This is a genomic window from Idiomarina sp. 017G (genome assembly GCF_004362265.1).
GTDB lineage: Bacteria > Pseudomonadota > Gammaproteobacteria > Enterobacterales > Alteromonadaceae > Idiomarina > Idiomarina loihiensis.
In genome coordinates, this window is record NZ_SNWT01000014.1 from 26689 (window position 1) to 38137 (window position 11449).

Genomic DNA, 11449 nt, shown 5'->3' on the forward strand with positions numbered 1-11449 from the left:
CTGGCTTAAAGTTCTAAGCTTATAGTCAGTTAGTTTTGCGTTATGAGAAGATTACGTGATGCAGGCTTTTTCTATAATATTTATCTGTATGGCATGTACAGTACCTGCGGCACAGCTGTATGGAATATTTGCGTTTAGGTTGAGCTGCAGTACTCGCTATAAATATTTATGGCAAGTACTGTATTTGCGCCAAATAGTGCCTTTTTCATTTTCTAAGAAAGTATCAAGGCTGTGCTTTTTTTGAGTTGTCTATGCAGGGAGCGCCATAAACTTTTATGGCAAGTTCTGCAACTGGTGTCTAAAAGATTGCCTGATAATGTTGAGTTTGAGTGTTCTCGGGTGTCATTTATGAGTCAGCTATGGCAGCGATTGCTTGCTAGTTTAATTTTAGAAGCCCCGCCGATCAGTCAGGTTTTCCCGATCTTTATGGCTGCTAATTTTAATTAGCTTCAATAAAATTAATCCAGTAAGCACTTGGGATTTAGATCTGTTGCTATTCACTTCGAGTCAAGTCAATGCGGCGGTGACCAAGATGCAATGATTTAGCCTCCTCTCGGAGGCTTTTTAGTTTTTGACCGTCGCTGTGTGAATGAACAAGCACTGCTTGTGGGACCGGTTCTACTGCTCAGAAGCAACAAGCTAGCTGTTTTTCATCAAGGTTTTCAGTGCTGCTGTAGGCTCGGCTGGCTCATTGATTACTTTGTTTAACTTCTCCCACGCCTTTTGATTTAGTTTTGTGCTTTGGATTGCTGTTTTGACCTTTACACTTTTAGTTTTTTTGTTCATTTTCTGACCCGGTTTTATTCTGATTTCTTTCATTGTCTGGTTGCACTTTTGTCTTAAACACATAAATAGCGTATATAACAAAAACGCTAAGAATCGCAACTGGTATTAGTCCTGAGAAAAGCTGCTCAAGCATGTTATCCATTTATCCCTCTTTATGTATAAATCGGCATTAATTAACTATGCCACTTACCCTTGCCTCACCTCAAGTAGTGTAGACACTCTCGCAAAACATACCTTAGCTATGATTTAATGCTGAGTTGTAGTGCGCTAACTGAACTGACCTTTCCCTTGAACTAGCGCCGCCGCCCAAAGTCTATTTAGGTTGCAAAATCAGTATGCTATAGGAAATTTATAAGGAGAAGCTCCAATGAAGAAAACGGCTAAAATGTCAGTGGAAGTCGTCACTGATATCGTCTGCGACAAATGTGGAGAATCGCTAGTTCCCGAAATACAAAAAGACTATCAAGAGAATCTGAATGATTTTGCTGACTTTGGTGTACTCAAAGCATCGTTTGGCTACGGTTCAGGTCGGGACGGCGAGAGCTTTCATTTTGACCTGTGCGAAATATGTTTTATGGAGCTGGTTAATAAGGTTATGAATCGCAGTTAGTTCATTAGAAACTTAGCAGTAGCTCTTGGAGTGGACTGAAATGTTAGTAAACCGAATTAGGTGGTACAGCTTGAGCTATAAACTCACCACCAATAAACAAAAACTACCCAGTATGGCATGCATTGCTGCAATAGTAGCATCCATTTATAGACCACTCAGGGTGCCTTCGTTTGGCCTCTTTTACGGCAGAATGACATGAATCGTGTATGCCCAAGTCTTCCTGGTTTTCTAGTGAAGGTAAATGGTTACATTCATTTACTACGTGAACTTCTTGGTCGTCATTTTCCGTATTGGTATTTAAAATATAAACTTTCCAGCTCATGTCATTATCCTTCTGTCGATTCGGGATCGTTGCCATAGGAGTGTTTGTCCCGGATTTTCCCGTTATCACCTCTATGTATCGATATCTCCGAGCCGGATCGCATTGCGAGCTCTTTGGTTTGCTTAAAGGCATCTGCTTGTGTATCTGCTACAACACTAGCTCGTGATGCACTCTGCCTTTTTCCACGCCACTTACCATCTTCACCTTGATACACATTAAAATCATCGTCAGACATCTTATTTCTCCAAATATCGCCTTCAATTAAGGCAATACTTATATTGGGGTGTTGTTTAAAAAATCAACAGGTTCTATGAAGCGGACCGAGAATAACCGACAGTTCCTGACTATTATTTGGAGTGGGAGTGGAACTGGTTCCATTTTTGTGTAACTCCTTATTTTTAAAGGCCTGCAGAGACGTTAAGCAATTTTCAGTTGATAAGGAGCGGAACTGGTTCAATTTTCGCATAAACCCTCGCTTTTAAAGGGCTGTAGAGCTACTAAGCGATTTTCAGTCGAGCAGGTGGGAATTACTTCGTTTTTTACATAAAACCTTACTCTCAAAAGATTGTATAGCTGCTTATCTAATAAGGTAAATAACCCGACTAAAAAAACACTTAATCTCTGAATAATCAGTTTTTTGACTCATTAAGCGCTCGAATGTAGTTTGTATCTTTATATGTTTGTCAGGAGCAATTTAAGTAATGGACGCTATTTCCCAAATTTCTGATTACAACGCTTTAAAAAAGCTTGCGAAAGCGCTTTGGCAACAGGATAGTGCTTACCACGGAGCCGCTATAATGATAGGCGCGGGCTTTAGTCGAGCGGGTGCAGTAACAGGAGGGGATAATAAGCACTTACCGTTGTGGAGTGATTTCTCTGCAGCTATTAATGGCGAAATGGGTACAAGTAACCCCGACCCTTTGCGAGTAGCCGAGGAATACAGGGCCTACTTTGGCAAGCAAGCGTTATATGACCTAATAAAAGCAACAGTAAACGATCGTTCCTTCACGCCAGGGGAGCTGCATGAGCAGGTTTTGAAACTTCCGTGGTCAGAGGTACTAACGACGAACTGGGATACATTACTTGAGCGCGCCTCTCTCAATATAAATAACCCTGTTTATAGTGTTGTTTCAAAACAAGAAGATTTATCTAGTGCACGGGCTCCGAGACTAGTTAAGTTGCATGGCACTATTGATGTGACTAAAGACCTGGTTTTCACCCAAGAGGACTATAGAAAGTACCCAAGTAATTACGCTGCTTTTGTGAATTTTTCGCGACAAGTTTTTATAGAGAATGAACTCTGCTTACTGGGCTTCTCTGGTGATGATCCAAACTTCTTACAGTGGGCAGGCTGGGTGAGAGATCATTTATCTCATCACTCGCGAAGAATCTATCTTGTCGGAGCCCTGAATCTGCCTCCGTCACGGCGAAAGTATTTAGAGTCGATCAACGTTGCCCCTATTGACCTATATGATCTTGTTTCTGAGTACGATGATCCTAATGCTCAACACTTTGAGGCAACAAGGTGTTTTCTTAAGGCTTTATATGAACTAAAGCCAATGCTCGCTTGGGAATGGAGCCCAACGCAGTTAAATCAGACACACTCTCTTTTAACGGGCTTAAAAGAAAACATTAGCGATGCGCAAATTAAGCAATCTATAAATGAAATAACAAAAACACTAAAAAAAGATAGGTCATCTTATCCGGGTTGGTTGGTGTGTCCATCGATCAAGAGGTTTGAGCTAAAATCCCAAATATCTAGCTTGATTTTATCATCGAGAATCTTACAGGCTTTAGGCAAAGACCAACGTGCTAAATTACTTTACGAAGTAGCGTGGAGGCGAATGGTAACTTATGACGTGGTCGAACCTTGGTTAGTAAGCGAGTTTATAAAGTTATGTGATCCAAGCGAGCCATGTACGCTGTCTAAAAAACAGCAGCTTGAGATTGCTCTACTGCTTCTAAAAAGTTCTCGGTGGATAGATTACTCAGAAAAAGAGGAGATCGTCGAATTAACAAGCTCGATTTTAGAGAAACACGGAAAGTATTGGACGGAAGCGTCAAATGAGTTGGCTTATCACCAAGCATTGCTTGCTAGGGATAACCTTGACTACCGAAACTTAGAGCTGTGCGTTAAAAATCTTAAAGAAGCAAACCCTATTTGGAAGTTAAGAAAAGCATCACTGTTAGCAGAATTAGGGCGATTTGAGGAAGGGAAAGTATTAATTTCAGAGGCTTACCGCAAGTTACTAAGCCAATATCGGAATGATCAGAGTTCGATACATATACTGTCGCGCCTGGCATGGGCAAGTTGGTTAATGCGTAGCGTTTATTTCCTATCGAAAGAAGAAAAAACAGAGGAGCTCCCCGTAAATTATCGGGAGTTAAAATGTGATCCTTGGGATTACTTGGAGCAAGTTAGAACAAAAGTGGTTGATGATCTTGAGAGACAAGAGAGTAAAAAGGGCGTTGAACCATCGTTCCATCCAGGCCGGTATAAAGATAAATCTAATACAGTAACTTTTAATAACGACTCACATTCATTATTAATTTATGAGGGCATTACAAATGAGGTGGGTATTCCCTTACGTTGGTCAAATGTGAACCTTTTAGGAAATCACGCTAAAAGGCTTTGCGAGTTGGATGACTTAGGTAACATACACCGACTTTCTTTAGCTATTCGAACAGCAAATAGCGAAACTTCTGATTCTTTGAACCGTGTTCTCTCGAGAGTTCAGGTGGCTCGACTATCAGAATCTGAAGTTAGTTCTGCGTTAAGGCAATGTGAAGGGGCGATCGATTATTGGCTAGTACTATTATCAGCTGACAATGATAAAAGAGCCTATGCAATTGAAAAGCTAAGGGTTTTCATTGAAGCTCTAGCCAGATTATCTACTCGCGCTAATCCGGAAAAGGCTATTAAACTTTATCAGATGGCCATTTCTCTTGGTAAAAATCCACACTTTAGGCATTGGTGGCTATTTAAAGCGCTTGGGGATTTAATCGACTTTTCGCAAAAAAGTATTCCTGAAGCTCAGCAGCACAAAATACTAGAGGGTAGTTTGTTATTCCCTCTTGAATCAGAAGTGAACGCTGAACCTCATTTTCGATGGCCAAACCCAGTTGTTAATCATCCGGGAGTTAGGGGTTCAAGCAGTAATTTAGATCGTCGAATCGATGAGATAATTGAAAAAATATCACCACTCTCTGAGCAAAGCGTTGTAGCTTTGGAGAGACTAATACCATTAGTCGAAAGCGACTTTTTAACTGATAACGAAAAAGATAAGTTAGCTGTTCAGTTATGGCCCGAGCATTCATGTTATGAAGAGTTACCAACGACGGGTTTATTAAACTATGTTCTCCTAAAGTTACCGGCTCGCGATAAGGCTGCTGTTACCAAATTGGTTAAAAACTATCTATTTGAGAACAGAAGTATAGCCGACCCATCTGATAGTCTGTTAAACGATCTGATAAGTGCTTCTTTGAATAGTACTGTCAAGTTATTTCCCTCTGAGAGTCAGGCGAAACGCTACTTCAAAGAATTGGTGGCTTGGCGTCCCAGTTACAGTGATGACGATGTAACAGGCCAGAAAAACCAGTATAAAAAGGAGTTGGCTAAGTTAGTAAGCGAAACGCTCTCTCGTTCTATAGTTCCAGCTTTGTCGGATATAGAGTTAACTAAAAAGAACTTCAAGAAGTTAAAAGATTTTTACAACGACGTTAAGAGTCCCGAAATTTTAATAGCGTTTTCCTATTTTGCAGCGGCTGACATAAATGAAGCTAATTCAGTTAAAGAGATTATCAGGCGAGGCTTTCAATTGGGTGAAAGCGAGACCCTCGCTTTTTCAACATTCGCCCTTTTAAGATGGCGGGAGCTTGAAAAATGTCAAGCAACCGACGAACTCATTTTACGGTTAGTGCATTTGATTAATTACAATCTTCCGACAAGAATCGGTGCCCCGCTATGGACTATTCTTCAACTGTTGAAGCAAGGCTATTTAAGTAAAGATAATATTAGGTCGGTCACCGACTCGGTGCCGATTATATTTGACAGCTGTGGATACCAAAACATTTTACCTAGCAGCAGAGACTCGATCAGCAACTCGCTCGTAAGGGCTACTTGCGTAAATTTAGCGCAAGAGATAATAGATAAAGGCTTTGAAGCCGATGATTTATATAGAGTATTGGAGGAGGCAAAAGAAGATCCTCTTCCTGAAGTTCGGTTTGCTAACCATAAGTGCTAGCAGAGCGGTGTAACGGAGTGAGTTCATCATTTCGCTGTGATCCGAACATGTTCATAGAGAGATTCAAGTGTATCGAATATGACTATTTAAAAAGGAGCTTTTACATGGATTTTAATAGTTACATAAATGCTATTTGGGGACTTATTGGTGCTATGTCTAGTACTGTTGTATGCCTTGTCACTTTTCAGAAGTTGAAGAGATTCAAAGAGGAAAAAGTAAAAGAGCTGCACAGTAAATACTCTGCCATTAAACGTCTCGCAAATGATATGGATCACAATTACTCAGAAATATTGCTTATTTTGAGTGGGCTGACTACAAAAGTTTTAACTAAGAGTGAAATTCAGTGGTTTATTAATGAGCCAGGCGCATTCTCGAAACTCGAGCAATATGAAAAAGCCGGTGGCAGATACTGCGAGATAAACATCAAGGAAAGTGAGTTTTCTTTGACTGAACGCGTATCTACACTTAAGAAGCGTGCGATTGAACGGTTCAAAATTATTGGAGTCGGGGTGGGGCTACTGGCTGTTTTTTCGGGTATGTGGGGACTAATAATTTATAACGTAAATACTGCTCACCTATTCTATCTTGGACTAGCTGCATGGTTTATATACTTCTTGCTTATCCTGTGGGGAGTGAATCTATTCTTGGGAGATATTAATCGGGCGCTTAGACTCCAGGGTAAACCGATATAAGACTGAATCGCCAATAGTTCACTAGAAACGAGTAGCGATTCAGATTAGGTTTGAGCGAATACTGTTAGTCTATTTTACTTTGTGCATGTTTCGGCTGTAAAAGCACTTTTTGACTTCATACTCACTGATTTCATCAGACATGCAACTTGTACTCTCCGTTCCATCGCAGAATCGATACAAGATCGCGCGACGTTTATCAGCGCTCTCAACGAGTAAAATCTCTTCAACATCTTGAATCGCGTATTTTTTGTTTTGACTCATGAAGCGAGGTGTCATAAGAGAAATTTTGTGACTTACGACACGCTCCGACTTTATAAGCGTCAGCGCTTGATCATGCGTGAGACAAAAAAACCGGTGCATGAGTGGGTAAGTTTCTTCTTCATCGTTGTATTCAATATCGAGTTCAACATGAAAAACTTCAGTGTTAACAGAGATTTCTATCAATGGAAATTGTCTTGTTTCAGTGTCACCTAAGGCTGCTAGTAGTTGGTTGTCAATTTCCCAACTTTTTTGTGCTTCTAGATACATATTATCCGTCCTTTTTATATATTATTTCTGTTTAGGAGTGGTTTACCGCACTCAGCACGGTGCGAGGCATGAGGCATAAGATGCTTTAGCCTCGCAGACACTGATTTTATGATAAAAAAATGCAACCGGTTTTAGATAAGGTGGCTAATTTTGCACCTTATCTAAATCCCCTCAAATTTTGAGGTTGAAGTAAAAGAAAAACGCAGCCAATCATCGCTGCCGTATTGTGATTCCTGATCAGAATCCACTAAGATTCGGGTGGTCGGTTTTGGACGCCACATAGGCATCAGCAGAGCGTTTAGAATAATTTCTTGGGCGAGGCTAGATTCCATAGACCATCCAAAGTTCCCTTAGAGTTTGGGACTGAAGTAAAAGACAAACATAAGTAGCACAGCTTTAAGTGTTTTAGAGTTTGTAATACAACCATTTAAAGGTTTCTTTAGGCAGCCAAGCCACTAAATCCGACCGTTGCAGGGGACTTTTATCAGGGGGAGGAGTCCCGCTGAGAATGCAGATAGCAGAAAGGACTGCGTATGCAATTCTTCTTATAGTTAGGACAATAGCAAGAGAGTAAACAAAGCGGGGGCGTTCTATTTGGTTTACTTCTATAAAACAAAACCCGCCAAATTCGACGGGTTTAATCATTCGTCTTCGGAGGGCTACCAAAAGTAGTGATACCCGAAGCTCACCTCGCAGATCATAGGCAGCCTTAAGTAACTTGTCAACGGGTACGCTGGTTCATGGAAACTCTAAGCAGCTGTGTTCCGCAACGCAAGCTGAACCACTACTGTTTCATATAGCAGGCCAAGATAGCATTCTGAGTTGACTATCGATGGACTGGTTTCTTGATACCTTAGACTATCAAACACACGGCCGTCCCTAGCGGCAGGAAAGCGAAAAAACTAACGGGTCGAAGAGAGGCCGCATTGGCTGCTGTTGAAGGTAACGCGATATTTTAGCCGAGAGAGTCAGAATGAACCCATGAGTGAGCTATTAAATACTCCATTTTCTAGTAGTGGCTGAGCTGATATGCTAAAAACTAAAGAAAAATTAAAAACAGTCTCTATTCAATAGCACAACTATCCGTTAGGTCAGTATTTAAATTTCAGAAGACAAAACAGCATGAGCGAATCAAGTCACTTTTCCAGCAGGCTAAGAGAGCCTTTAGTCGAGACAACTCGTAAAGTTCGTCGTAACCTTATGACAGCTTCTGTTATCGGTGTTGTATTAACAAAAGTAGGCTTAGTGCCATCAAAAATTTCAGCTTTTGGAGTTGAGTTTACCTCCTCTAATCAGCGAGCTTTGATGATAGTACTGGCCGCAGCAATTGCCTATTTCGCTGTAAGCTTCATGGTCTATGTCTATTCTGAGCTAACGGCCTGGAAAATTGTTATTGCTTCGAAAGAAATCGAAGAGATAAAAGAACAAAGTAAAAATGAATCTTACCAAATATTTGGGGTTGACGAAGATGAGAAGTTTCGGCAGCACTTACGAGAAATCTACTCTCGCTCGAAACCAACATTTTATATTCGCTTAGGTGTAGAGCTTTTAATTCCTATAGCCTTTGCGGGGTATTCATGCTTTTCGCTAGTTAATGCAGAAATCCCAAATGACAATAGCAAACCGGCAACAGTATTAGAAAAGCCTGCAATCAATTGGAATCAGCAGGAATTAAGCAAGGGTGAAGTCGAAAAATAAGAAGTTAGGCTTAAGGAAAATCATGGCTTCAACATCTAGAGCTAAGCTAATAAAGTCTATCCAAGAGAATTTACGTTGCCCGTTAGATTGGGAGGGGAGAGTTGAGAAGGGCATATTCCTCCAGAAGTGGTATTATACAGTATCGGATTGCCTGCCAAATAGAGAACAAGATGCATTTTCATTAAAAGGTGTCTTTGCCGATAGTTATCTGCCGGAGCCCGATGAAGATATTCTCTCAAGTGAATTTTACGACAAACAAGAACTTCACGCCCTCTCAGTTAATAGCAAACTTCATAGATGCGATTGTCGAAATCAATATAAAGCTGAGTGTCAAAAACACCATAGATTGGAAGCTCAAAAACCTAGCGAAAGAAATAAACACTATGTTCTGTCCGCCAAAACTATTGAAGATATAGTTAGGAAATCTACTGAAAAAAATAATGTTGGCCTACTTTTACCTAACCTCTCCCCAGAAGCTCAACTTCGTTTTTATTGGGCTGCTATCAGTGACATCTTTGTAAGGTTGATTTTTGAGCAAGAAAATATAGGTGAGTACTCAGACCGTCAGGTATTTGAGAATGCATGGAACGTTCTGATGACTAGAGAGCAATTCAGAATTTGTGTTGATACGATGACGACTATTGGCTATTACTCTGGAAAAGAGGCCCGGTGGTTGATCTATGACACTACTCTATCAGGTGGGATCACACATTGTTATCCAGCCCTTGAATCACTGCCTAACTGTTATGAAGCAACATTAGATAATTTGCAAGGAATTAAAGAAGCATTTATAAAAGGAAGAAGTGATTGGCCGTAAATAAGACTTAATAATTAAATGCAGGTAATTAATTTGCGTGAGCGCTAAAAATCATCGGTAGCCTCTATTTGGTTTTGTAAATAAAACGACCGTTTTCTTTCCGTCCTATATGTTCCTGCCAAAATGCTTGCCAAGCCAACAAGCCGTGTTAATAAATTACGTAAATAAATCTACGTTAAGCAAAGGTGCCTTTTATGTACGTTGGTTATGCGCGAGTAAGTACACAAGATCAGAATATTGAACTTCAGATTGATGCACTCCAAGAGGCTGGGTGTGAGGAAGTCTACCAGGAGAAAATCAGTGGAACGAAATCAGACCGGCCTGAATTAGAAGTTTGTATCAGAAGTTTAAGGCAGGGGGATATTTTTGTTGTTTGGAAGTTGGACCGCTTAGCTCGCTCTTTAAAAGATCTAGTTTCAATTATTACTATTCTGGATAGCAAAGGTGTCGGTTTCATGTCTCTCACTGAATCAATTGATACTACCAGTGCCGCAGGTAAATTGATTTTTCATGTTTTTGGAGCCTTAGCTGAGTTTGAACATAGCTTAATTCGTGAGAGGACTAAGGCAGGCTTACAGGCAGCTAGGGCGAGAGGCAGGAAAGGTGGCCGAAAGCCAGCTCTTAATGACTCTGATGTTAGGAAAGCACGCGCAATGTTGATCGACCCACACATGACGAAAACTGAAGTTGCCGAGCATTTTGGGGTGAGTCGTGTAACTCTGAACAAATATTTGTAGAACTTACTGGTGTAAGAGGCGTAACTTGTCGTGAATCCGGGGTTTTTGACGCTTGCGGCTAGCAGTGCTTTATTGTTCGCTGTCTGAAAATGACGGTTTTTGACGAATTTACGACATTTCTTTCTAATTTATAAAAGCAAAGAGAACATCCGCTTGTCGTTAAATGGTCGCTTTTTGCCAAAAAGCGACAACTTGCAGTGTGTTAATGTGTAGTACCTCATATCTGATCTTACAGTTTCGATGAATAGGTTTGGACTTCATCTGACAGACAGCTATGAGCGACGAGCGGACTGTGCTATCCCGGCTTTGCATGGTATGTTGACTTAAAACACCTCACTAATAATATGCTATCTGTCTAAGTGGTGGAGATAAAAAATAGAAAATTCCTAGCTACCATTGGGTCATTTGCCATTATGACTTAGGGCTCTGGCTTTTGTATTTGCCAGCAGAACAAGGACTAACATTTTACTTTCGGGATAATCATGGAAGCAATCGAAACTCTTGAACTCAATAAGGACTATGGTTTTGACGTTAGAGTGCAGGACGGTGAAAGACGTTTTGCAGGACGTCTGGAGTTATCACCTGATAGAGTAACTCTCACTGTAAAAGGTGAGGAAACTGGGGATAGAGCGTGCTCTTTTGGTTTTTCAGATATTGATGAAGTATGGTGCGAGGGGTTTAATAACTCATTCATATTGAAAAATTTAAGGGTGCTTCGCGCTCGATCTGGAGTATTAGAATACAAAAAAATTGGATTTTTTGAGTATGTTTATGAAGTTGACTATCTGGCATACTTTACATCGAGGGTGCATCAAGGGCAGAAGTTTAGTGGTTTTTCAGTAGATTTCGAAGAGGCAAAAAACTGGATTGGACATACGAACACTCAAGATAAAATACTAAAGCACTATGAAGAAAAGTCGGGTAGTGTTCAGAATTCTGTGTCATTTCGTTAAACTAAGCAAAAAAGAGATGACATATGACCAAAACCAATTTCGACATGGATGCCGCTTTAAAG

10 protein-coding genes and 1 pseudogene are annotated in these 11449 nt (G+C 40.5%); 7 read left to right on the top strand and 4 right to left on the bottom strand.

The features are described from left to right. Window positions 1-639: 639 nt before the first annotated feature. Window positions 640-819, bottom strand: a complete 180-nt coding sequence (locus tag DEU30_RS13245; RefSeq protein ID WP_133493659.1) for a DUF1778 domain-containing protein — start codon at window positions 817-819, stop codon at window positions 640-642. 334 nt (window positions 820-1153) lie between these two features. Here DEU30_RS13245 and DEU30_RS13250 point away from each other — a divergent pair, with 334 nt between their 5' ends. Further along, window positions 1154-1396: a hypothetical protein gene (locus DEU30_RS13250; protein ID WP_114982444.1), complete on the top strand. Its 243-nt coding sequence runs from the start codon at window positions 1154-1156 to the stop codon at window positions 1394-1396. Between the two features lie 326 nt (window positions 1397-1722). Here the strand turns inward: DEU30_RS13250 and DEU30_RS13260 are convergent, their stop codons facing one another. Beyond that, entirely contained in the window at window positions 1723-1953 is a 231-nt protein-coding gene (locus DEU30_RS13260; RefSeq protein WP_114982442.1) for a DUF2188 domain-containing protein, read from the bottom strand. Window positions 1954-2419: 466 nt separating this feature from the next. Between DEU30_RS13260 and DEU30_RS13265 the strand changes: the two genes are divergently transcribed. Together DEU30_RS13265 and DEU30_RS13270 are read left to right on the top strand one after the other, a co-directional pair. Continuing rightward, the gene (locus tag DEU30_RS13265) at window positions 2420-5962 is read left to right on the top strand and encodes an SIR2 family protein (RefSeq protein ID WP_114982441.1); all 3543 of its coding nucleotides are present in this window, start codon (window positions 2420-2422) and stop codon (window positions 5960-5962) included. Between the two features lie 104 nt (window positions 5963-6066). Continuing rightward, window positions 6067-6654: a hypothetical protein gene (locus DEU30_RS13270; RefSeq protein ID WP_208107278.1), complete on the top strand. Its 588-nt coding sequence runs from the start codon at window positions 6067-6069 to the stop codon at window positions 6652-6654. A gap of 69 nt (window positions 6655-6723) precedes the next feature. Here DEU30_RS13270 and DEU30_RS13275 read toward each other — a convergent pair whose 3' ends face one another. Next, a complete protein-coding gene (locus DEU30_RS13275; protein WP_114982439.1) occupies window positions 6724-7182 on the bottom strand; it encodes a hypothetical protein in 459 nt (152 codons plus the stop codon). 197 nt (window positions 7183-7379) lie between these two features. Then, window positions 7380-7523 (bottom strand): annotated as a pseudogene (locus DEU30_RS13700) (IS3 family transposase); the annotation flags it as partial. An 859-nt stretch (window positions 7524-8382) separates the two neighbouring features. On the opposite strand from DEU30_RS13700, the gene DEU30_RS13280 reads away from it, so the two are divergent. From DEU30_RS13280 to DEU30_RS13295, 4 genes are all read left to right on the top strand, one after another. Then, the gene (locus tag DEU30_RS13280; protein ID WP_114982438.1) at window positions 8383-8880 is read left to right on the top strand and encodes a hypothetical protein; all 498 of its coding nucleotides are present in this window, start codon (window positions 8383-8385) and stop codon (window positions 8878-8880) included. A gap of 22 nt (window positions 8881-8902) precedes the next feature. After that, window positions 8903-9697 (top strand): hypothetical protein, encoded by a 795-nt coding sequence (locus DEU30_RS13285; RefSeq protein WP_133493660.1) that lies wholly within the window; start codon window positions 8903-8905, stop codon window positions 9695-9697. Window positions 9698-9891: 194 nt separating this feature from the next. Continuing rightward, window positions 9892-10434 carry a recombinase family protein gene (locus DEU30_RS13290; protein ID WP_114982436.1) on the top strand — a complete coding sequence of 181 codons (543 nt, stop codon included), beginning with the start codon at window positions 9892-9894 and terminating at the stop codon, window positions 10432-10434. Between the two features lie 482 nt (window positions 10435-10916). Continuing rightward, on the top strand, window positions 10917-11387 hold the full coding sequence (locus tag DEU30_RS13295) for a hypothetical protein (RefSeq protein WP_114982435.1): 471 nt from the start codon (window positions 10917-10919) through the stop codon (window positions 11385-11387). Window positions 11388-11449 lie beyond the last annotated feature (62 nt).

Bases quoted from the DNA above. Each gene is read 5' to 3' on its own strand.
- DEU30_RS13245 (WP_133493659.1), bottom strand. From the start codon at position 819: ATGAAAGAAATCAGAATAAAACCGGGTCAGAAAATGAACAAAAAAACT.
- DEU30_RS13250 (WP_114982444.1), top strand. From the start codon at position 1,154: ATGAAGAAAACGGCTAAAATGTCAGTGGAAGTCGTCACTGATATCGTC.
- DEU30_RS13260 (WP_114982442.1), bottom strand. From the start codon at position 1,953: ATGTCTGACGATGATTTTAATGTGTATCAAGGTGAAGATGGTAAGTGG.
- DEU30_RS13265 (WP_114982441.1), top strand. From the start codon at position 2,420: ATGGACGCTATTTCCCAAATTTCTGATTACAACGCTTTAAAAAAGCTT.
- DEU30_RS13270 (WP_208107278.1), top strand. From the start codon at position 6,067: ATGGATTTTAATAGTTACATAAATGCTATTTGGGGACTTATTGGTGCT.
- DEU30_RS13275 (WP_114982439.1), bottom strand. From the start codon at position 7,182: ATGTATCTAGAAGCACAAAAAAGTTGGGAAATTGACAACCAACTACTA.
- DEU30_RS13280 (WP_114982438.1), top strand. From the start codon at position 8,383: ATGACAGCTTCTGTTATCGGTGTTGTATTAACAAAAGTAGGCTTAGTG.
- DEU30_RS13285 (WP_133493660.1), top strand. From the start codon at position 8,903: ATGGCTTCAACATCTAGAGCTAAGCTAATAAAGTCTATCCAAGAGAAT.
- DEU30_RS13290 (WP_114982436.1), top strand. From the start codon at position 9,892: ATGTACGTTGGTTATGCGCGAGTAAGTACACAAGATCAGAATATTGAA.
- DEU30_RS13295 (WP_114982435.1), top strand. From the start codon at position 10,917: ATGGAAGCAATCGAAACTCTTGAACTCAATAAGGACTATGGTTTTGAC.